This window comes from Komagataeibacter europaeus LMG 18890 (genome assembly GCF_000285295.1).
Lineage (GTDB): Bacteria > Pseudomonadota > Alphaproteobacteria > Acetobacterales > Acetobacteraceae > Komagataeibacter > Komagataeibacter europaeus.
Map to the genome: position 1 here is coordinate 1 of NZ_CADP01000053.1, position 21643 is coordinate 21643.

22 protein-coding genes, 1 tRNA gene and 1 pseudogene are annotated in these 21643 nt (G+C 61.1%); 16 read left to right on the forward strand and 8 right to left on the reverse strand.

The genetic code is table 11. From position 1 onward, the window contains the following. Positions 1-581: IS110 family transposase (locus GEU01_RS13635; RefSeq protein ID WP_019086530.1), on the forward strand; the 581-nt coding region annotated here is incomplete at its 5' end. A 227-nt stretch (positions 582-808) separates the two neighbouring features. Here GEU01_RS13635 and mtnK read toward each other — a convergent pair. Continuing rightward, positions 809-2041 carry an S-methyl-5-thioribose kinase gene (mtnK, locus tag GEU01_RS13640; protein WP_019086531.1) on the reverse strand — a complete coding sequence of 411 codons (1233 nt, stop codon included), beginning with the start codon at positions 2039-2041 and terminating at the stop codon, positions 809-811. Positions 2042-2198: 157 nt separating this feature from the next. Between mtnK and bfr the strand changes: the two are divergent. From bfr to GEU01_RS13655, 3 genes and pseudogenes are all read left to right on the forward strand, one after another. Continuing rightward, positions 2199-2552, forward strand: a pseudogene (gene bfr, locus GEU01_RS22850) (bacterioferritin); the annotation flags it as partial. A 566-nt stretch (positions 2553-3118) separates the two neighbouring features. Continuing rightward, on the forward strand, positions 3119-3511 hold the full coding sequence (locus GEU01_RS25775; RefSeq protein ID WP_157212848.1) for a hypothetical protein: 393 nt from the start codon (positions 3119-3121) through the stop codon (positions 3509-3511). 96 nt (positions 3512-3607) lie between these two features. After that, positions 3608-4057 carry a Fur family transcriptional regulator gene (locus tag GEU01_RS13655; protein WP_010512097.1) on the forward strand — a complete coding sequence of 150 codons (450 nt, stop codon included), beginning with the start codon at positions 3608-3610 and terminating at the stop codon, positions 4055-4057. An 18-nt stretch (positions 4058-4075) separates the two neighbouring features. Here the strand turns inward: GEU01_RS13655 and GEU01_RS13660 are convergent, their stop codons facing one another. Together GEU01_RS13660 and GEU01_RS26330 are read right to left on the reverse strand one after the other, a co-directional pair. Then, complete coding sequence (locus GEU01_RS13660) at positions 4076-4429, reverse strand: hypothetical protein (RefSeq protein WP_010512098.1); 354 nt, start codon at positions 4427-4429, stop codon at positions 4076-4078. A gap of 91 nt (positions 4430-4520) precedes the next feature. Then, entirely contained in the window at positions 4521-4682 is a 162-nt protein-coding gene (locus GEU01_RS26330) for a hypothetical protein (RefSeq protein WP_162531780.1), read from the reverse strand. 29 nt (positions 4683-4711) lie between these two features. Here GEU01_RS26330 and pgm point away from each other — a divergent pair, with 29 nt between their 5' ends. Then, entirely contained in the window at positions 4712-6379 is a 1668-nt protein-coding gene (gene pgm / locus GEU01_RS13670) for a phosphoglucomutase (alpha-D-glucose-1,6-bisphosphate-dependent) (protein WP_019086535.1), read from the forward strand. A gap of 214 nt (positions 6380-6593) precedes the next feature. On the opposite strand, the gene GEU01_RS13675 is transcribed toward pgm, so the two are convergent. After that, a complete protein-coding gene (locus GEU01_RS13675) occupies positions 6594-7088 on the reverse strand; it encodes a YaiI/YqxD family protein (RefSeq protein WP_019086536.1) in 495 nt (164 codons plus the stop codon). Between the two features lie 63 nt (positions 7089-7151). Here GEU01_RS13675 and GEU01_RS25780 point away from each other — a divergent pair, with 63 nt between their 5' ends. Next, a complete protein-coding gene (locus GEU01_RS25780; RefSeq protein ID WP_157212849.1) occupies positions 7152-7346 on the forward strand; it encodes a hypothetical protein in 195 nt (64 codons plus the stop codon). A gap of 16 nt (positions 7347-7362) precedes the next feature. On the opposite strand, the gene GEU01_RS13680 is transcribed toward GEU01_RS25780, so the two are convergent. Continuing rightward, positions 7363-8352, reverse strand: a complete 990-nt coding sequence (locus tag GEU01_RS13680; protein ID WP_232272537.1) for an AraC family transcriptional regulator — start codon at positions 8350-8352, stop codon at positions 7363-7365. A gap of 110 nt (positions 8353-8462) precedes the next feature. On the opposite strand from GEU01_RS13680, the gene GEU01_RS13685 reads away from it, so the two are divergent. The 3 genes from GEU01_RS13685 (at position 8463) to GEU01_RS13700 (ending at position 10799) form a co-directional block, all read left to right on the forward strand. Continuing rightward, the gene (locus tag GEU01_RS13685; protein ID WP_019086538.1) at positions 8463-9635 is read left to right on the forward strand and encodes an alpha/beta hydrolase family protein; all 1173 of its coding nucleotides are present in this window, start codon (positions 8463-8465) and stop codon (positions 9633-9635) included. Between the two features lie 514 nt (positions 9636-10149). Continuing rightward, the gene (locus GEU01_RS26335; protein ID WP_010511556.1) at positions 10150-10296 is read left to right on the forward strand and encodes a hypothetical protein; all 147 of its coding nucleotides are present in this window, start codon (positions 10150-10152) and stop codon (positions 10294-10296) included. Positions 10297-10448: 152 nt separating this feature from the next. Next, a complete protein-coding gene (locus GEU01_RS13700; protein ID WP_456303470.1) occupies positions 10449-10799 on the forward strand; it encodes a zinc ribbon domain-containing protein YjdM in 351 nt (116 codons plus the stop codon). 138 nt (positions 10800-10937) lie between these two features. On the opposite strand, the gene GEU01_RS13705 is transcribed toward GEU01_RS13700, so the two are convergent. From GEU01_RS13705 to ruvX, 3 genes are all read right to left on the reverse strand, one after another. After that, positions 10938-12572 (reverse strand): dihydroxyacetone kinase subunit DhaK, encoded by a 1635-nt coding sequence (locus GEU01_RS13705; RefSeq protein WP_019086540.1) that lies wholly within the window; start codon positions 12570-12572, stop codon positions 10938-10940. 129 nt (positions 12573-12701) lie between these two features. Beyond that, positions 12702-13631, reverse strand: coding sequence for an MIP/aquaporin family protein (locus GEU01_RS13710; RefSeq protein WP_019086541.1), 930 nt, complete (start codon positions 13629-13631; stop codon positions 12702-12704). Positions 13632-13798: 167 nt separating this feature from the next. Further along, complete coding sequence (gene ruvX, locus GEU01_RS13715; protein ID WP_019086542.1) at positions 13799-14275, reverse strand: Holliday junction resolvase RuvX; 477 nt, start codon at positions 14273-14275, stop codon at positions 13799-13801. A 75-nt stretch (positions 14276-14350) separates the two neighbouring features. Between ruvX and gatC the strand changes: the two genes are divergently transcribed. The 7 genes from gatC (at position 14351) to GEU01_RS13755 (ending at position 21302) form a co-directional block, all read left to right on the forward strand. Further along, positions 14351-14638 (forward strand): Asp-tRNA(Asn)/Glu-tRNA(Gln) amidotransferase subunit GatC, encoded by a 288-nt coding sequence (gene gatC / locus GEU01_RS13720; RefSeq protein ID WP_010511548.1) that lies wholly within the window; start codon positions 14351-14353, stop codon positions 14636-14638. Between the two features lies 1 nt (position 14639). Then, complete coding sequence (gene gatA / locus GEU01_RS13725) at positions 14640-16124, forward strand: Asp-tRNA(Asn)/Glu-tRNA(Gln) amidotransferase subunit GatA (RefSeq protein ID WP_019086544.1); 1485 nt, start codon at positions 14640-14642, stop codon at positions 16122-16124. Next, positions 16121-17569 (forward strand): Asp-tRNA(Asn)/Glu-tRNA(Gln) amidotransferase subunit GatB, encoded by a 1449-nt coding sequence (gatB, locus tag GEU01_RS13730; protein ID WP_019086545.1) that lies wholly within the window; start codon positions 16121-16123, stop codon positions 17567-17569. Before gatA ends, gatB begins: the two co-directional genes overlap by 4 nt. A gap of 99 nt (positions 17570-17668) precedes the next feature. Beyond that, positions 17669-17761, forward strand: a tRNA-Ser gene (locus GEU01_RS13735). A 137-nt stretch (positions 17762-17898) separates the two neighbouring features. Beyond that, positions 17899-19110: a tyrosine-type recombinase/integrase gene (locus GEU01_RS13740; protein ID WP_026018747.1), complete on the forward strand. Its 1212-nt coding sequence runs from the start codon at positions 17899-17901 to the stop codon at positions 19108-19110. Beyond that, positions 19082-20023 (forward strand): hypothetical protein, encoded by a 942-nt coding sequence (locus GEU01_RS13745; RefSeq protein WP_019086547.1) that lies wholly within the window; start codon positions 19082-19084, stop codon positions 20021-20023. Before GEU01_RS13740 ends, GEU01_RS13745 begins: the two co-directional genes overlap by 29 nt. A gap of 247 nt (positions 20024-20270) precedes the next feature. Next, a complete protein-coding gene (locus GEU01_RS13755) occupies positions 20271-21302 on the forward strand; it encodes an IS110 family RNA-guided transposase (RefSeq protein WP_026018748.1) in 1032 nt (343 codons plus the stop codon). Positions 21303-21643 lie beyond the last annotated feature (341 nt).

Sequence of the window (21643 nt, forward strand, 5' to 3'; positions counted from 1 at the left end):
TACAGAACCGTCTGGCCGAACTGGTGGCCGCGCGCCGCAGTTTGATGCGAGACCGCACGGCAACGCTCAATCGTCTCAAGACCCTCACGATCAGCTTGCTGCAGCGCCACGCGCGTCATCGCCTGCGGCAGATCGAGGCGCAGGTCACATCCCTCGATGCGGCAACTGACGCGCTCGTGGCGGAAGATGCGCATCTGTCTCGGCGCCGGGACGTGCTGGCCAGTATTCCGGGACTGGGAACGGTCACGGCTCATGCGCTTCTGGCCGACATGCCCGAACTCGGCATGATAGAAGAAGGTCAGGCAGCTGCACTGGCCGGGCTGGCACCCATCACGCGCCAGTCCGGCACATGGCGAGGCCGCAGCTTCATCCAGGGTGGTCGTGCCACCGTAAGGCAAGCTCTCTACATGCCGGCCATCGTCGCCATGCGGTTCAACCCAGACCTCAAGCGTGTTTACGATCGCCTTATCGCAAAGGGAAAACACGCCAAGATCGCCATTACCGCAATCATGCGAAAGCTCGTTGTCCTCGCAAACGCCCTGCTTCACAAAGATCGGCTTTGGACGCCAAAAACCGCTTGACCACAACGGATACTCTTAGATCACCAGATCATTTCAAGACAGTCATGGCAATGGTTTCCGTGTGCTGGATCCATTGTGACCTGCAGTCCGGACAGGCGTGGGAATCATCACGATGCATCTGCTGGCACCGCTGCCTGATCGCATCATGGTCCGTCGTCGCGTCCGGGGTGGAGCATGACCGGGGTGGATGGTGGCGCTACATGTCCTCCCCGCATCGGGGCGCGCGGCTACAGGCCTGCCTGTCCCTGTTCATCAAGGAAGTACAGGAAATCATTGATCGTGTGGAATTCATTCAGGTGATCCAGCACATGATAGGCAAAGGCCAGCGCCCCTGCCCGGCAGGCCGCGCGTTGCTGCCGGTCGGCTATGATGTCGAAATCCGCCGTGTGGGCATAGCCGATGATGCGGCGAATGATCTCTATTGCCGCGAAACCGATAGTATCGCCCAGGATCTCCTCCATGAATGTCTGCTGCGCCACATGGGCGGCTGGCCCGTAGGCCAGCGGGCGCAGCGTGCCCGGCGGCGGGGCCTCGTTCGCGTTCCACAATCCCATGAACTGTTCATGGAAGCTGTTCCAGAAGGCGCCGATATCACGTAGCGTGGCCTTGCGCGCCGCATGGTCAGGCATTGCGAAATAATGCAGCACCAGGTTGCCCACGAACATGCCGCAGTCAAACCCGATGGGGCCATATACCGCGAATTCCCCGTCAATCACGCGGGTATCGTCCGGCGTACTCATGATCGAACCGGTATGCAGGTCGCCATGCAGCAGCGCCTGCGGCTGCGACAGGAAACGCCGGCGCAGGTTTTCAACCGCCAGCAGCGTCGCGGCGCTGGAACGGATATCCAGCACGATGGGGGTCAGGACGGGATCGTGCCAGTGATTGCGCGGGTGGTCGCGGTACGGGTCGTCCAGCACAAGGTCCAGCGTGATGCGGGTCATGGCCAGATTGGCGGCAAAGGTGCGGCGGGTGGTGAACACTTCCTCGAACGGGCGGGCCAGCAGGGACGTGCCAAACGCGGCACGGGCGATGAAGGTGCCGATGCGCGGTGCCACCCCAGGCCAGTCCGCCCCCTGCATAAGCGCCGTGCGCAGCACGGTATGGCCCGACAGGCTTTCGACAATCAGGACATACAGGTCCCGGTCGAAAAACAGGCATTCCGTTGTAAGCCCGCCCACCAGCGGCAGCACCGCGCGCAGCCATGCGGCCTCGAAAAACGTGCGGTCCAGTGGCATTTTCCATGACGGGTCCACGCGCACATGCGGCAGGGACTGCTTCAGGCAGACTTCCCCCGCCGGGCCGCCCACAAGGAAGACATTGTTGAGGTTGCCGTCACTGACCTCACGCACCTGCCATTGCGCGGATGCGCCGCCAAGACGCGTCGCCACGTCCGGCAGGCCCGCGATCAGGTCACGTATGCCGTTCGCGTCCAGCGTGTGGTAGGGGGTCTGGGTCATGCGGCTCTCCTCATGCCATGCGCCGCGTGGTGCGGGGGTTACGGGCGTGGCAGGGTCGCGCGCAGTCGGCGGTTATGCAACGCTTTTTTGTAATTGCGCACAGGCGGACACCGCAGTAACCCGAATGAATAAACATTGACAGGAGAGGAACGCGCACATGCCCGTCAAGGATCCGAAGGTGATCGAACACCTGAACACGCAGCTGACGAACGAGCTGACGGCCATCAACCAGTATTACCTGCACGCCCGCACGCTGCGCCACTGGGGCGTTACCCTGCTGGGCAAGAAGGAATACGAAGAATCGATCGAGGAGATGAAGCACGCCGACTGGCTGATCGAGCGCATCCTGTATCTGGGCGGCCTGCCCAACGTGCAGCGCTACAACCAGATCCTGGTGGGACAGGACGTGGAGGAAATCCTCAAATGCGATCTGAAGCTTGAGGAAAAGGCCATCGGCGACCTGCGCGAGGGCATCGCCTATTGCGAAAGCGTACGCGACTTCGTCTCCCGCCCCCGATCAGGACTGACCATTCCCCGGCCGGCGCCACACGGCCCTGCCAGCCCATGGGGACCGGCGGATGGCGGTGGCGCCACCCCTTCCTGCCATGCAAGGATATCGAGCAGTTCAAGGAATGCGTTTTCCATGAACACGCAGGCATGGCGCATGGACAGCCGGTGTGATGGCATGGCGGATCATCCTGTCATCATGCGGCGAGGCGTGGGCGATCCGATCGCCCACGCTCCCCCCTTTGGTATTTCCTACAGGCTGCCTGTCTGCATGGCGGCGACGGTGCTGGGCCACATGACATGCGCGGTCCCCATGTCGGCGCTGTGCCAGCGCATGGCCGCAAGGCAGCCCGCCCCCACGGGTTGGGCCGCCGCTGTGGCGGGCGTGGCGGCGGGGGGCACGGTGGCGCGAACTGCTGTCCCGTCGGCTGCCTGCTGCGCGGGCCAGCGCAGGCTGCGCACGGGCGGACTGCCGCCCCCGCCGTGATGGCCCCGGCGCGGCAGCCAGTACCCCGCCCCCGCCATGCAGGCCCCAAGCTGGGTTATGGCGGCGGCAAAGGGGGACAGGACATGATGGTGGGTGAAAACGGGCCGCAGCGTACGGCGCACTTCGGCCTCACGCCCTTCCTGCGCGGCGGCAGCGGCGACGAGGAAGCGGTTTTCCGTGCCTGTCAGGTGCGTCGCGCTGCAGATCGCCACATCCACCGTGCCATTCTGGTAGGCGCGCAGCCGTCCCAGCGCCATGCGGAAGGCATCGGCCACGGCGGCGAAATCCGTCCGGAAGCATGGCAGGGCCAGGCCGGGCATATGACCCGTCCCCTCGCCCGCACCGCTGAGGCGGCGCACGCACCAGACCAGCAGGCGTTCGCTGCACGAAAGATCATTCATGAAAACTGTCGTGTTGGTCATCATCTGCTCGGGCTTTGGCAAAGCCCGCTCCCTGTTATGTCGGTGAGACCGTGATAATGAGAAAGATTATCATTTGCAATTAAAATCGACGTGCGTAACGCCTTATCCCTACTGGACCGCGGCGGTCTGTCTGGATTACGTTACAGAACGATGAAAGAGCCGAATTCCCCCGATTCCCCACTGGCGGACCTGTGCCGCCAGCGTGGCCTGAAACTGACAGGCCAACGTCGGACGATTGCCTTCGTCCTGTCCGACAGTGACGACCATCCGGATGTGGAGGAACTGTACCGCCGCGCGGTGGAGGTGGACCCACGCATTTCAATCGCGACGGTATACCGCACCGTGCGCCTGTTCGAAGAAAACGGCATCCTGCAGCGCCGTGACTTTGGCGGCGGTCGTGCCCGGTACGAAGTGGCGGATGGCGATCATGGCGATCATTATCATCTGATCGACGCCGATACCGGCAAGGTCATCGAATTCGAGAATACCGAACTGGATTCCCTGCTGGAGGGAATCGTGCGGCAGATGGGCTACGATCTCGTCACCACCCGCCTGTCCGTTGTTGGCCGCAGGAAGGCAAAGCCGCGTAGTCGCGGCTGATACCACGTCGCGTGGCTGTCATGGCGCGGGCTTGGGGGCCATCCATTTCGGGTGGCGACGTTCGATCCATTCCAGCATGCGCGCGGTCAGTTTGCGTAGCGGGGGCATGTCCTCCGCCAGCAGGATAAGACCCAGCGGCAACATCCACAGCCCCAGTACTGGCAGGAAGCTCAGTAACCCGCCCACGATCAGCGCGCTGCCCAGAATGGCCCGCAGCCATGCCCGTCCCGGCTGCAAAAGCCAGCGCATGGCCTGTTCCCCCCGCGCGGGCAGACGGCGCAGCAGCCGTTCCAGCCGCTGGCGGCGCAAATGTTCCGGGTCCATTTCTGCTGGCGCGGGGCCGTTGGGCGGAAGGGTGCTGTTCATAAGCATATGATGGGACTCCCTACCCTGTTCCACAACCCGTGCGCGGGAACGTGATGGACGGACAGGGAAACGGAAAAGGTCCGTATTTTGATATAGTTCAATGCTGGCGGCACACTTCACGCGCCAGTGTCCGGGCATGATGCATGCCCTTTTCCGTCCCGCGCGCCATCATCCCGCCGGCCTGCGCCCCATCCGTCGGGGCGGTTTGCGGCTGGACGCTGCCGGTATCGGTCTGTAAGGGAATTTGTAGAATATGCACTTTTTCATATCGCATTTCGGGAGCAGTCAATGCCCAGCATAAGCCCATTTGCCGGCAAGCCGGTCGATCCGGACCGTCTTGTCAATATCGACGCCCTGCTTGACGCCTATTATACCCGCAAGCCTGACCCCGCCATTGCAACGCAGCGCGTGGCGTTTGGCACGTCGGGGCATCGTGGTTCCTCGCTGACCACCAGCTTCAATGAAAACCACATCCTGTCGATCAGCCAGGCGATTGCCGATTACCGCAAGGGCGCGGGCATCACCGGGCCGCTGTTCATCGGCATTGACACCCATGCGCTGTCGCGGCCGGCGTTGAAATCCGCGCTGGAAGTGTTCGCGGCCAATGGCGTGGAAGTCCGTATCGACGCGCAGGACGGCTATACCCCCACGCCGGTCATCTCGCACGCGATCCTGACCTATAACCGTGACCGCAGCAGTGACCTGGCCGATGGCGTGGTGATCACCCCGTCGCATAACCCGCCGGAAGATGGCGGCTACAAGTACAATCCCCCCCATGGCGGCCCGGCGGATACCGACATCACCAAGGTGGTGGAAACTGCGGCCAACGACTACATGGCCAAAAAGATGGAAGGCGTGAAGCGCGTCAGTTTCGAGGACGCGCTGAAGGCCCCCACCACGAAGCGCCATGACTACATCACGCCGTATGTGGATGACCTGGCCGCCGTGGTGGACATGGACGTGATCCGTGAATCCGGCGTGTCCATCGGCATTGATCCGCTCGGTGGGGCCGCAGTGGATTACTGGCAGCCGATCATCGACAAATACGGCATCAACGCCACGATCGTCAGCAAGGAAGTGGACCCGACCTTCCGCTTCATGACCGCTGACTGGGACGGGCAGATCCGCATGGACTGTTCCTCCCCCTACGCCATGGCGCGCCTTGTCGGGATGAAGGACAAATTCGACATCGCCTTCGCCAATGATACCGATGCCGACCGCCATGGCATCGTATCGGGCAAGTACGGGCTTATGAACCCCAACCACTATCTGGCTGTCGCGATTGAATACCTGTTCAACAATCGCGAAAACTGGAATGCCAGCGCGGGCGTGGGCAAGACGGTGGTCAGCAGCAGCATGATCGACCGCGTGGCCAAGGAAATCGGCCGCAAGCTGGTGGAAGTGCCGGTCGGGTTCAAGTGGTTTGTCGATGGGCTGTACAACGGCACGCTGGGCTTTGGCGGTGAAGAAAGCGCGGGCGCGTCCTTCCTGCGCCGTGCCGGCACGGTGTGGAGCACGGACAAGGACGGCATCATCCTTGGCCTGCTGGCAGCCGAGATCACGGCCCGCACCAAGCGCACCCCCGGTGCGGCGTATGAGGACATGACCAGACGCCTGGGCACGCCGTACTACGCACGGATCGACGCCCCGGCCGACCCGGAACAGAAGGCCATCCTGAAAAACCTTTCGCCCGAGCAGATCGGCATGACCGAACTGGCGGGTGAGCCGATCCTCAGCACGCTGACCAACGCACCGGGCAACGGGGCGGCCATTGGCGGGCTGAAGGTTTCGGCAAAGGACGGCTGGTTTGCCGCCCGTCCGTCGGGTACGGAAAACGTCTATAAGACCTATGCCGAAAGCTTCAAGAGTGCTGCGCACCTCAAGGCCATCCAGACCGAGGCACAGGATGCGATTTCCGCCCTGTTCGCCAAGGCTGCCCAGAAAAACGCTGGCTGATCTGTAATATGATTCCATGTCCCGGTAGCGGGACATGGGCTGGTGCCGTCAGGCCGTCATGGGCAGGCGGCATTTTTTGGATTATTGCTGAAAAATCAGAAGAAAGTTTTTAGTGAAGCTTTTTTCAAAAAGCTTTAAAGAACGCCGGCTTTTTGAAAAAAGGCGGCACCCAAAAACTTTTATTATCTATCAATCAATTAAACGAAATAATCCCTTATGCCGATGGGGGAATGACCGGCGGCATGCGTCCATGGCCCGCAGCCTGTTTGCGTGCCCTGACCACCGCCGTGTCCAGCGCGGACAGGAACGTGGAACGGTCGGACCGGGTAAAGCCACGACTACCCTGCATGATAGTACCGGTATCGCGCAGGTCCGTCATCAGGTTGCGCATGGCCAGCGCCATGCCAATCGCATCCTGATCCAGTATCCGCCCGCGCGGTTCCAGTACGCAGGCCCCGTTCGCAACACAACGCGCGGCCAGCGGGATATCGGCGGAAATGACAATGTCATGGGCCGCCGCATGTTCGGCAATCCAGTCATCCGCCACATCCATGCCCTGTGTCACCACCACCCGTTCAATCAGCGGCGTGTCAGGCACCGCGATCATGCGGTTTGATACCACATAGGTCCGTAACCCGTAGCGCAGCGCCACGCGATAGGTCTCGTCCCGCACGGGACAGGCATCGGCATCAATGAAAATACGGGTCACTGTGTTCGCCCCCCATATGCGGGAGCAGGCAAATGGTGACCGGGGTCAGGCACGTAGGATAACATGACGACTGTACTAGGCCCGCTGGCCGCCTGTTGGCAAGGCGACAGTGGGCCAGCCGAAGCAGATCATATGGGCGTGTATTCTGGAAATAATGATTTGATGACATTGGTGAAAATTTTCGAGTGCCGCTTTTTTTTAAAAGGTGGCGTTCTTCTAAAGATTTTCGAAAAATATTCACCAAGAACTTTCTTCTGATTTTTTGATGTAGTCCTTAACCTGTGGGGGCGGACTTTGCCCACCGGTGCCGGGCATGGGCGAATACCGACTGTTCGGCATAGCCCAGCAGGAACGAGATTTCGTTTTTCGTATGCTGTCCCGTCCGCAGTAGGCGTTCGGCCTCGTGCCGCCTGACGCGGTCCAGAATATCGCGGAAACTGTTTTTATCTTCCGCCAGCCTGCGTTGCAGCGTGCGGGACGATACGCCCAGATCTCCCGCCACATCGCCAATCGATACCTGCCCCGATGGCAGGCGCGCATGCAGGCTTTCGGCCACCCGGGCCGACAGGTCGGATTGCGCGGGCACTTCGGCCAGCATGCGGCGGGCCAGTTCCTCCAGGAAAAAACGCGCAGGCCGGGTCTCAAGGCGCTGGCGGCGTTCCAGCGCCGCACGGTCGAATACCAGCCGGTAGCTTTTCTGTCCGAAACGGATCGGGCAGCCAAGAACGCATTCGGCCATCTGCCATGGTCCCGGTTGGGGTAGCGGACAGGCCACGTCCATGCGCAGCGGTGCGATATCCAGCCCCAGCATCGTGCGGGGCAGTCGCGCCAGCAGGGTCAGTGCCCATAACTGTCCCGCGGCCAGTACCCCTGACGCGGTGCGCTGGTCCGCGCGTAGCAGGGTATAATGGATTTCGATACGCCCCGCCTGCCTTGTGGCCCGGATATCAATATCGGGATGCAGCAGGCGGCTGTAACGCCCGATGATCCGGTAGGCGTCCAGCAGGCTGTCGCAATGGCTGACCAGTTCGCCCATCACGCCAAAATCATGCGTCCCGGCATTCAGCGCCAGCATGATCCCCAACCCGTGGTCAGCACCATGCCGCGCCAGCAGTTCATGCCATATGCCCGCACGCATGCGTGTCAGCCGGGTCGGATCATCCGGCATGCTCCCTGCCCGCGCCATCATGCGCCGGACTTCGCTCATATTCAGGTATCCGGCCTGAAGTGCGGCTGCCAGTACCGCCTCGACTGTCGTTACCATGTCAGTTCCCGTTATGGCGCGAAATATCAAATGACTGGCGCAATATATAAAATATGCGCCTGGACGAACGATATCATGTCCCGGTTCCTGACCTGTAACCGAGGTATCCGATGCCACAACCCGTCACCCCCCTGCCCGATCATGGGCTGTCGCGTTTTTTCCGTAACCAGACCTTCCATTTCCAGACCCTGCGCACGCTGAACCACATTGCGGCCGGGGGCGCTGACCTGAACGAAGTGCTGATGGCGATCAGCCTGATTGCAGATGGTGACAGCAATGGCTGGTATACACAGTTTTCCGCCCTCGCCACCCGGACCGAGGACCGCATTCCCCATTGCGCCGATCCGTTAAGCCGTGGCCATGCATGGCTGCGTGCCCATAATTACTGGCGCACGGCGGAATTCCTGCTTTCCCCCCACGATCCGCGCCGTCAGACGGCATGGACGCGCCAGGTGGCGGCCTTTGACAATGGCATGCGCCTTTCGGCCATTACGTATGAACGCTTGACCGTTCCGTACGAAAACGGGCAGTTGCGGGGCATTGTCTATCCCGGCCCCGCAGGCTGGCAGGCGCGGCCGCTGATCGTGCTGGGCGGTGGATATGATTCCACATTGGAGGAACTGTATTTTGTTCTGGTCAAGGCGGCGCATGACCGGGGTTATGGCGTCCTGACCTATGAAGGACCGGGACAGGGGGAGGCCTTGCGTCAATACGGCCTGCCCTTCACGCCGCAATGGGAAAAGCCCACGGCGGCGGTGCTGGATCATTTTCAGGCCAACTGGTTTACACCCCGCCGCACGGTGCTGGTGGGCATGAGCATGGGCGGGTACCTCGCCCCGCGTGTCGCGGCGTTTGACGGGCGGATTGATGGCGTGGTGGCCTATGATGTCTTTTTCGACATGGGCAGTGTTGCGCAGCGTTATGCCGCCGCGGCACGGGATCCGGACGCCATGAAAAATCCCGATATCGCATGGGCGCTCGACAACGCGCTGTGGACGCTGGGTGTCAGTACGCTGGAACAGGTGCTGGACGCGCTGAAAGCCTATACGCTGGCGGGTGTCGCGGAAAAGATCACGGCGGATGTGCTGACGCTGGTAGGTGAACGGGACCATTTCATTCCGGCTTCGCAGGCCGATGATTTCGCCCGTGCCTGCACCCATGCGCGGTCGGTGGAAACGGTCATGTTCGATGTACTGTCCGGCGGCGCGGAACATTGCCAGCTTGGCGCGCCGACCCTGTGGCATGCTGCTTTCTTTGACTGGATGGCGCGTAAATTCGGCTGATCCGCCGCCATCTGCTGGAAATCGTCTTTCCATACGGTTCCCCTTCTGGTCAGGAGATGCATGCCGAACGAAACAGCGGGGGCCGGGTTACGGCCTGACCCCGCATGTCCGTGCGCGGGCGAAATGTAATTGTGAAGCATGCGATGCGCGTTTTTGCTTCCGATTCCGGGGCGAATACGTCACTATATTCCTAACAAGCCAGAAGAGGAGGCTGTCATGCGTTACCTCATCGATCATGCGCGCGAGGGCTTTGGCGTCGCGTTGTTGCTTGGCATGCTGGCTGTCGAACGTTTTTTCCGAAAGCAGGCTGTCCGCTAGGGACGGCCCCGAAACGCGGGTTACACCGGATGGAATATCCTTCCTTCCAGTACCGCCATCGCTGCTGCATGCGCATGCGTGAAATGACAGGTGTCGCGCTGCTTGTCAGGCGTTGTCCTGTTTTGGCACGCAACCGTGGCGCGGTACGGCGGTTATCCCCCCTTGAAGGCCAGAACAGCTGGAGAGGAGAAAACCAATGCGAAACCTTGCGCGGATGATGATGGCGGTGGCTGTCCTTGGCTGTCTTGCCGGGTGTGACAAACCAAAGCCCGCCGGTGGCGGGTCGGATGACGGCGGTGGGCCCGGCGTCAGTACCCATGGTGGCACCGCGCCGCAGCAGTAAATGCCACAATCCGGGCCGCGCCGGGCTGTCGGCCCGCGCGGCCTGTCGGCTGAATTGCCGCTGACTGGCGCAAAAGCATGTGGCTGCATGATCCATGTCCTTTCCGCATATGGGGCTGTGCTGTATGAGCGCGGTCCCAGATAGTGAGGATGATGATGGAAGCTGACATGACATGCCCCCAGTGCGGGTGCGAACACGTCTACCCCGATGGCAGCCTGTGGAACTGCCCTGAATGTGGATATGAATGGAACCCGCAGGATGCTGCCCCCGCGACGGACGGCGTGGCGGAAATACGTGACGCCAACGGCAATGTGCTGGCCGATGGGGACAGCGTGACCGTTATCAAGGACCTGAAGATCAAGGGCGCGTCCTCGGTCATCAAGGGCGGGACCAAAGTTCGCGGCATCCGACTGGTCGATGCGACGGATGGGCACAACATCGCCTGCAAGATCAGCGGCGTGGGTGCGATCAACCTGAAATCGGAATTCGTGAAGAAAGCCTGAACGAATTTAAAGGTTTCTGGCGAAGCTTTTTTTCAAGAAGCTTCAGGGCGCGCCGTCTTTTTCAAAAAAGACGGCGCCGGGAAACCTGCATTGTTTTTGGGGCAGACGGACGGTTGCCTGTCCCCTGCCCTGCATTGTTCAGCCTGCCGCCAGCCCTTCCAGAAGGCGGGCTACGGCTTCGGCCCCCGGGTCGGGCACGTTGCGCACCTGCGCGCTGGGTACATAGGCGGCGCGTCCGGCGCGGGCGCTGTCCATCGTGGTGGTGGATTGAGCGCCCTGCCGCGCCGCCAGCGCCACATCAGGCAGGCTGCCGCCGGTCGCCAGCACTTCCAGCGCCGGATACAGCGCGTCGATCATGGTGCGGTCGCCCGGCTTCGCGCCACCGCACGCCATCATGTGTTCCAGCCCGTCGCGCAATGCCTGCCGCCAGGGTTCCGGGCTGCGTCCGGCTGCCGAGAACATGATGGCGAACAGCACACCGCTCGACCCGCCCGCATGCTGGGTCAGGATGTTGCTTATGGTGGTCATGAGGTGATGCGGGTCAGCCAGTGGCAGGCGGTCAAGCGCTGCCGTGATTTCACGCGCGGCCCCCGCGAAGGTGGAACCTGCATCCCCATCCCCGATCCGGCCATCCAGTTCGTTCAGCGCCGCTTCATTGGCGATCAGGATGTCCGCCCCGCGTTCGAGCACATGCCGCAGCGCGGGATTGGGTGTGGCGGGATACGGGAAGGCATCGGGCATGTGGGGCATCGGCGCTATGGCAGGGTTGCCAAGCGGGGCGATGCCGGGCCAGGCGCGCGGCTGCGTCGGGGCCTGCAGCGCCGCGGTGATGGCTTCATCCAGTTCGATCAGCGTGAACGAAAAACCGTTCATGTCCAGCGCGGTCATAAGCGGCGCCGGACCAATGACGTGCGATACCCGGCGGGCCAGCGGCGTCTGGCTGAAGGCTTCCAGCAGCAGCGCCATCTCCACTTCCGGCACCGTGCCCAGATTGTTCAGCACCAGCGCGAAACGGGTGTTGCGGACCGTCGTGGGCAGGCTGGCCTCCAGCGTATTGGCGGCAATGCGCACAAGGTCGTGGGCGCTTGCCATGGCAATGCGCTGGACGCCCGGTTCGCCATGAATGCCAAGGCCGAGTTCGACCTGATCGTCGGCAAGGCGGCTGGCGCGACCGGGTTCATACGGATTGCAGTCCTCCAGCGCCAGGCCGATGGTGCGCATGCGTTTTGCGCCGTCGCGCACGAATTCCGCAACCCGTGACAGCGGCCAGCCCTGCGTTGCGCCATATCCCGCCAGCTTGTGCGCCAGCACCGTCCCCGCCACGCCGCGCGGCGTGGCGGATTCCGGCAGGGCGATGTCATCGCCCACAATCACCATTTCCACCTGCCTGCCCAGCGCGCGCGCACGTTCGGCCGCAAGCCCGAAGTTCAGCCGGTCGCCGGTATAGTTCTTGACCACCAGCAGGCAGCCCGCATCCCCCGTGGTGGCCAGGATGGCGGCCACGATCGCGTCAACACAGGGGGAGGCGAACAGCGCGCCACACACCGCCGCCGTCAGCATCCCGCGCCCGACAAAACCGGCATGGGCGGGTTCATGCCCCGATCCGCCGCCGGAAACGACCGAAACCTGCGCACGATCCGGTTCGCGCTGCATGATGACACAGGTATCGGGATAACCATCCAGCCGGCACAGGTGGCTGCCCGCCGCCGAACGCAGGAACCCGTCCAGGGCTTCGGTTACGATGGTGTCGCGCGTGTTGAAAAAACGCTTCATTATTATGCTCTCTCCCTCGACGGGCCATGTCGGGCATGGCGGCTGGCGACTATGGCCGTTAATGCCACCCAAGCAAAACAACAGAATATGTCATTCGTGGGTTGCGCCAGATGCGGGCCAGCCGGTCCGTCAGGCCGGACCCGCGCCGGGGGGAACGTGGTCGGGGTCATCGGGGTGGTTGAGCTTGCGGTGCGGATCATCCAGTCCCGGCACGCGGCCATGGTGGCCGAAATTGACCAGTCGCGCCTCCAGCAGGTGCAGCTTGCCCAGCAGGTTCATGCGAATGGCCATGACCGCAAGCGACGCGCCTGCGAACGGCCCCACCACATAGATCCACAGCCCCGTCCACTGCCCCGCGAACAGCGCGGGCGCCAGCGTACGCGCGAAATTGACGCTGTTGCCCGACAGCCATGCCGTAACCGGGTTCATGATCAGGAAGAACAGCCCGCCCGACCATGGGGTAATGAACTTCCATTTCGGATGGGCCGCCAGCCAGTACAGCATGGCGATCAGGGCGGCGGTCACGAACATTTCCGACCACATCGCCCACCAGATCGAAATCTGCCCATATGGCACCGTCGCCCCATACCGTACGGCCACCGCCATGTTGCCCCACCAGGCGATCAGCCTGCCCGCATCATACACCACGGCCGTGCCCAGGAAGGCGCCGACGACCTGTGCGATCATGTAGTTCAGTGCATCCACCCCCCCGATCCGCTTGGCCAGTGAAAACGCAAGGGTCACGGACGGGTTGATATGCGCCCCGCTGACCTTGCCAAACGGGGTCATGGCCGCAGCCGTGCCAGACAGGCCAAAGCACAGCCCGCACAGCGCGGTCTGGATGTAGGGATGATGCATGAGCGGCGATGAAAACGGACTGCCGGGCGCCGTAAGCAGGATGACCGCGCTCAGGCCAAGGATCATGAGGATGGCGGTGGCGATCGCCTCGCAGAAATACAGCTTCCAGTGGAAGGGATTGTGCGGGTGCGGGTCGCCTGCCAGCGGGCGGTCATGCACATGGACATGCAGGTAGGGCAGATGCAGATGCGGCAGGCGCATGGCCGGTATCCTTGTTTATGCAACATGGGTCCGGCGGAAAAAGGCATTGGGGGGGAAGGATCACCTCCCGGTGCGCGCCGGTGGTCGGGGCAACCATAGCAGCCCCCGCACCGGGCGGGTCCGGTTTTGGCACAATCCAGTCATGCCATCACGAATACGAAATCGCCCTATGCCCGCGTCTGCGGGATCGAGGCATCCAGGGCTGCCTGCAGTATGTAGGCCGCCGCCATCTGGTCCACCACTTCCCCCCGTCGCTGGCGGGTCATGTCGGCTTCCGAAATCAGGAAGCGGTTCACGGCAGACGACGACAGCCGTTCATCCCACATCGCCGCCGGCAGTCCGGTCATGTCCGACAGGTTGAGCGTCCAGTCCCGCGCCGCCTGCGCCGCCGGGCCAAAGCTGCCATCAAGCGACAGCGGCAGGCCGACCACCAGCCCGCCCACGTCCTGCATGCGTGCGATCCTGCTGATTTCAGCAGCCACGACCGACAGTTTTCCGCGTTTCAGTCCCGTGTGGGGGGATGCCAGCATCAGCCCCACATCCGACAGGGCGACGCCAATCGTCTTCTTTCCGGGGTCAAGGCCAAGCAGGCGCTGGCCGGGGCGCAGGGCTGCGCGCAGATCGCATATGTTGAACAGGGGCATGGTCGGGGGTATGTTCCTTCTCGGTCCTGCGCCGCAGGATATTCTTCCCCTGTTACGATGGAAAGTTATTGCTTCATGTCGCTTGATCCCGCGACCGTCCGCCGCATTGCCAGACTGGCACGGATTGGTATTGACGAGTCTGATCTTCCTGCCCTGCAAGGGGAGCTTAACGGGATCCTCGGCTGGGTCGAGCAGCTGAACGAGGTCGATGTCGAAGGGGTCACCCCCATGGTCGGCACGGGCCACGCCGCCCTGCGCACGCGTGACGACGTGGTGACCGATGGCAACTGCCGCGACGCCGTGCTGTCCAACGCGCCCGATGCCGTTGGCCCCTTCTATACCGTGCCCAAGGTTGTTGAATAAGATGAGCCTGACCGAACTGACGATTGCCGATGCGGCAGCAGGACTGCGCGCGCGCAAATTCAGCGCCGTGGAACTGGTGCGCGCGCATACGGATGCCATCGCCGCGCTGAACCCGCGCCTGAACGCCTACATCACCACCACGTCGGATGCGGCGCTGACGGCTGCTGCCCACGCGGATGAAACGCTGGCGAAGGGCGAGGCAAGGCCCCTGACCGGCATTCCGCTGGGGATCAAGGACCTGTTCTGCACCAATGGTGTGCGGACCACGGCGGCCAGCAATATCCTGAAAAACTTCGTTCCCCCGTACGAAAGCACGGTGACGGCCAACCTGCTGCGTGATGGCGCGGTGTTTGTGGGCAAGACCAACCTGGACGAATTCGCCATGGGGTCGGCCAACATCACTTCCGCCTTCGGCCCGGTGGAAAACCCGTGGAAGCGCAATGGCGATGATGCGGCGCTCGTGCCCGGTGGCTCGTCGGGCGGGTCCGCCGCCGCCGTGGCGGCGGGGCTTGCCATGGGGGCTACGGGCACCGATACCGGCGGGTCCATCCGCCAGCCCGCCGCCTATTGTGGCATTGTCGGGCTGAAGCCGACCTATGGCCGGTGCAGCCGGTTTGGCACCATTGCCTATGCATCCTCGCTGGATCAGGCCGGTCCCATGGCGCGCAGCGTGCGTGACTGTGCGATCATGCTGCAGTCCATGGCGGGCTTTGATGCGCGTGACAGCACCAGCGTGAACTGTGACGTGCCGGATTATTCCGCGGCCATCGGCCGCAGCCTGAAGGGGCTGAAGGTCGGCATCCCCGCCGAATACCGCGCCGAGGGCCTGTCCGCCGAGATCGAGGCGGCATGGCAGCAGGGTATTGCGTGGCTGAAGGCCGCGGGCTGCGAGATTGTCGATGTCTCCCTGCCCCACACCAAATACGGTCTGGCGACCTATTATATTGTCGCCCCTGCCGAATGTTCGTCCAACCTGGCCCGTTATGACGGCCTGCGCTTTGGCGAACGGGTGGAAGGCCCGACGCTGGACGCCATGTACGAAGCCACCCGCCGCGCGGGCTTCGGCCCGGAAGTGCGCCGCCGTATCATGATGGGGACGTATGTGCTTTCGGCGGGCTACTACGATGCCTATTACCTGAAGGCGCAGAAGGTCCGAAGCCTGATCCGCCGCGACTTTACCGAAAGCTTCCAGAAGGTTGACGTGTTGCTGACCCCTACCGCGCCGACGCCCGCGTTCGCGCAGGGGGAAAAGACGGATGATCCGGTCCAGATGTACCTGAATGATATTTTCACCGTGCCGGCGTCCATGGCCGGCATGCCCGCCATGTCCGTGCCCGTGGGGCTTGGGGCCACCGGCCTGCCGCTTGGCCTGCAGCTGATCGGCCGTCCGTTTGACGAGGAAACCCTGCTGGCCGCAGGCAGCGCGCTGGAAAGTGCGGCGGGCTTCACCCACCGGCCTGCCATCCGTGCGGAGGGCGCGAAATGAGCTACACACTTGAAGGCAAGACCGGTACGTGGGAAATCGTGGTGGGGCTGGAAGTCCACGCGCAGGTCATCAGCCATTCCAAGCTGTTTTCCGGTGCCTCCGCATCCTACGGTGGGGAACCCAACACCCATGTCAGCCTGGTTGACGCGGGTTTTCCCGGCATGCTGCCGGTCCTGAACCACGAATGCGTGGCGCAGGCCATCCGCACCGGGCTGGGGCTGCGCGCGCGCATCAACCTGGAAAGCCGGTTCGACCGCAAGAACTATTTCTATGCTGACCTGCCGACCGGCTACCAGATCAGCCAGTTTACCCATCCCATCGTAGGTGAAGGCACGGTCGAGATCGAACTGGGCGATGGCACGGTGCGCCATATCGGCATCACGCGCCTGCATATGGAACAGGATGCGGGCAAGTCCATGCATGACCAGGACCCGACGCGGTCCTTCATCGACCTGAACCGCGCCGGTGTCGCCCTGATGGAAATCGTGAGCGAACCCGACATCCGCAGCCCGGAGGAAGCGGGCGCCTACCTGCGCAAGCTGCGCCAGATCCTGCGCTATCTGGGTACATGTGATGGCAACATGGAAGAAGGGTCCATGCGTGCCGACGTGAATGTTTCGGTGCGCAAGGCAGGCGAGCCGTTCCGTACGCGCTGCGAGATCAAGAACGTCAACTCCATCCGCTACGTCATGCATGCGATCGAGGTCGAGGCCACGCGCCAGATCGAGGTATGGGAAGATGGTGGCGAGGTCGATCAGGAAACCCGCCTGTTCGACCCGTCGCGCAACGAAACCCGTTCGCTGCGCAGCAAGGAAGACGCGCACGATTACCGCTACTTCCCAGACCCCGACCTGCTGCCGCTGGTGGTGGAGCAGGCATGGGTGGACGAACTGGAGCGCGGCCTGCCCGAACTGCCCGATGACAAGCGTGACCGTTTTATCAAGCAGTACGGTATCCCCCGTTACGACGCCAGCGTGCTGGTGGCCGAGCAGGCCATTGCCGATTATTACGAGGAAGTGGCGAAGGGCCGCGATGCCCGCCTGGCCGCCAACTGGGTCACGGGTGATCTGTTTGGTGCGCTGAACCGCACGGGGCGCGGCATTCAGGACAGTCCCATCTCGGCGCAGGCGCTGGGTGGTATGCTGGACCTGATGGCCGACAAGACAATCAATGGCAAGATTGCCAAGGAAGTCTTTGAGGACATGCTGGAAACCGGCGACAGTGCCGCCGACATCGTGGAACGCAAGGGCCTGAAGCAGGTAACCGACACCGGCGCGATTGACGCCGCCGTGGCCGACGTGCTGGCGCGTAATGCGGACAAGGTGGAGGAATACCGGGGTGGCAAGGATCGCCTGTTCGGGTTTTTCGTGGGCCAGGTGATGAAAGCCATGGCAGGCAAGGCCAATCCGGCCATTGTGAATGAGGCCCTGAAAAAAGTTTTATAAAAACGGGCTTTAACGCATTTTGGGGCTTTGCAGGGTTGCGGCAACACGCTAAAAGCAGCCCTGCAAACGCCGTGTTACTTATAATGCGCGCTCTTCGGCGGAGGGGTGGCCGAGTGGCTGAAGGCGGCGGTTTGCTAAACCGTTATACGATGTCAAGTCGTATCGAGGGTTCGAATCCCTTCCCCTCCGCCAATTCCCCTTTTTATTCAATGTCATAGCCTGCCAAAAGTGGCTGAATTCTGCGGAATTCACGCCATTTCGTGTTGCATGCCGATGCACGGAATTGCATCCTATCCCACACCTCGCGTGGTAAGAAGTGTGGGATAAAAATGGGGCGTCTTTCCGCAACAACCGTGAAGGCCATCAGGGAGCCGGGTCGCTATGGCGACGGCGACGGGCTCTATCTCGTCATCAGCCCACGGGGTGGCAAATCCTGGGTCTGCCGGGTCCAGAAAAACGGCAAGCGGCGTGACATCGGCCTCGGCAGCGCCAAGAAGGTATCTTTGGCATTGGCGCGCGAACGAGCCGTCAAGGCGCGGATGCAGGTTGAAGTTGGCCTTGATCCCGTGGCCGAGCGCCGCAAGGAGGCGGGCATCCCGTCCTTTCGTGAAGCCGCCCTTGAGGTCTACGCGCAGAACAAGGCGACCTGGAAGAACAAGAAGCACCGGGCTCAATGGCTGACGACCCTTGAGACCTATGCGTTCCCGCTGATCGGTGACGTCTCGATCGCTGACCTCGACGGCCATCATGTACGCGAAGCAATCGCCCCGATCTGGCTCAACAAGCCTGAAACCGCCCGCCGGGTTCGGCAGCGGATCAGCAACGTCACGGACTGGGCGATCGGCAAAGGCTACCGCACGCTTCCCCTGCCGCTGGCGGCAATGGATAAATCCCTTCCCAAGGCGAAGACCAAGACCGTTCATCACACAGCGTTGCCCTACGCCGAGGTGCCGGCTTTCCTCACTTATCTCCGATCCGGCGATTCGATCGGGCGCCTGGCTCTGACTGCTCTTATCCTGACCGCCACACGCTCGGGGGAGATCAGGAGCGCCTCATGGGATGAAATCGACTTCGAGAACAAGCTCTGGACGATTCCCGCCGAGCGGATGAAAGCCGGTCGGGAGCATGTCATCCCGCTCTCTTCGCAGATGTGTCACGTCTTCAAGCTTGCTCAAGGTTATCGCGAGGCACGAAGTCAGCTTGTGTTTCCTGGCCAGCGCGCGGGCAAGCCGTTGTCCGATATGACGCTGACCAAGATTTGCCGGGACGCGCGCATCGCGGCGGTTCCTCATGGCTTTCGTTCATCGTTTCGCGATTGGGTCGCCGAGGAAACCCAGTTCGACGGTGATATTGCCGAGATGGCGCTTGCCCATACGATCGGCAATAAGGTCGAAGCTGCCTATCGGCGTGGTAATCTTCTGGAAAAACGGCGTATTTTGATGGAAGCTTGGGGAGCGTATTGTTGCCAAGAGAAATGCCGAGACGAGGGGAATGAAAGCAGTCCGATTGAGCTTGCTCGCAGCCCAGAAGCTGAACCCTGATAATCTGGAAAAAGGCTATCAACTGGTTGATCAGGCGATTGTCGATCTGAAGAGAAAATCTGACAAGGCGTTCAGTTTTTTTGTTGCTATATTTGTTGTATCTTTCATTCTGAGTTTGACCTCTGGCATTCTTCTATTTTCGTTTATTTTTCATCACCCAAATTCTCCTGCCTATATCACGTATCTCATTTTGTTTTTGACCAGCTTTTTCGTCATGGTATTTTCGGCGACCGGCATCAGATGGTTTCAGACCAGAAAAATTTTGTTCGTCAAAACGCCTTACGATATTGTACTGCCCGCCGAGTTGGAACTGCTCATGTCGGACCTCCGTAGCGGGCGGCTTTCCGCCTATACGAGCGCCGGCTATGGCAACACAGTCCTGAGTGCCGTGCAGGCGTCCGATGGTGTTCTGCTGGATGGACGGGTTTCGCCCGAAACCTTTTCTAACCGCTACTCCCCGTTGCTCCTCTCGTGCCAGGCAAAATTCTGGGGGCTGTTCTGGCTTTCCTTTCGGAGGTCATTCACCCGTCCGATCTATGTCGTGACCGATACCGTGCCTGACGGCGACGAGGCACCATGCCTCAACACCGATCCGCGCTTCCGCTGGCTGGTCGACGGTACGATGCCGGAATTCATGACCAATCTCGACGCGTTTCTGCGCGAGAATATCTCTCCCGACGATCAGCCGTGGTATCGGACGGCGTTTACCGTTGCCAGGCGTGAAATGCGAAAAGGCGCTCAACACGGGGCTCTGGCTGCCGCGATCAAGGTCATCAAGCAGGAACTCGTGGTGTCGCTGGGCAGCGACCTGGGTCCGCAAGGTGGCGATTCGACCTCATCGCTCAAGGCACTTTTGAGCGGCAGGCAGGGGCGGAAAGATATCAAGAGATATTTCGACCCCAGAGGCTCCTGATTGGTCCTTATTGCATCGGATAACGTTGGCTAACGGGCTTTTTTCACGGATTTGAAGCGGTTTAGCGTCCACGGCACGCCATCAAACAGGATGCCGTCCGATGGACCAGAATGCCGCCTTCACCCTGCTGCTGACGATCGACGATGTGATGCGCCTGACCGGTTATAAGAGATGGGGTGGACGGCCTCCCTGCGGCATCAATGTGCCATGATGGAGGTTCACTGACCATCAGGAGGAGACCGCCCGTATGAAAGCTAGCATAATTGGCCTTGATATTGCCAAATCCGTTTTTCAGGCTCATGGGGCTGACGCAAATGGAAAGTGCGTTTTCAAGCGCAAGCTTGGTCGCAGTGAAGTTTCAGCATTTTTTGCAAAACTTGACCCATGTGAAGTTGTTCTGGAAGCCTGCGGGTCAGCTCATTACTGGGCACGGGTGATCAGCAGGATTGGTCATGATGTCAGACTGGTTCCTCCTGATCGGGTCAAATCATTTGTCAAAAAAGGCAAGAAAAACGACGCTGTTGATGCGGCTGCGATCTGCATGGCGGCGTCTCATCCTGATACGATGTGTGTTCCGATCAAGAGCGAAGAGCAGCAAGGTATCTTGTCACTGCATTCTACCCGCGCTCTTCTGGTCAAACAGCAGACCATGCTGAGTAATGCGTTACGGGCTCTTGCTTCCGAGTTCGGGCTGATAGCCCCTCTGGGCACACGCCATCTGCCAGAACTGATGGCAAAAATAGAGACATCAGCCGACCTGCCTGCTGCCATGAAGCAGAGTGCCATGTTGTTATTTGATCATTATGAAAAGGTCGCTCAGAGCATTGATACTTTGGAAGTGCAGATCCGGGCGCGTGCAAAAAGCGATGAGGATGCGCGTCGATTGATGACCATCCCTGGGGTCGGTCCCATAACGGCTTCTCTGATTGTCGCCTCGGTCGCGGATATTGGCTCCTTCGCCTCTGCGCGCCATTTTGCCGCCTGGCTTGGGCTTGTGCCTCGTCAGCATTCTACCGGCGGTAAAACCCGTCTGGGCAGGATTACCAAAACGGGCAACCGGCAGATAAGAACGTTGCTGGTTCTTGGTGCGACGGCCATGCTTCATCGTGCCCATAAGTGGGATAGCGCTGCGGGTCAGTGGCTATGCGAACTCATGGCGCGTCGTCCAAGGCGTCTGGCAACAGTTGCACTTGCCAATAAAATGGCTCGTATCATCTGGGCGTTGTTGTCACGTAAAGAGATCTATCGTCCGGCTGGTGTCAGTGTTTCAGCAGGCTGACCTGCACCAGCAGAACGATGGACACCGGAGCTTGCTCCGGTAGATCCGGCAGTATGTACGAACCGACGTGATGGGAAGACTGTCATTCAGCAACAGTTCAGGCCATACCGTTCGACCGTCTGTGCCCCTGAGCACGCGATACGAGATTGGTGCCTGACACGTGAGCGCACACCCATGATGGCCAGCGCATAAAGTCGCATAAACAGGCCGGACATAAGAGCGCATCTGACCGGGTCTTCGCGTTAAATCGGTATTCATCATCCAGCCGGTAGAATAATACGTTTTGGAAATGACATCGGGAGAACAATATGAGGTATTGCGCTTAAACGGCCGTCCACATA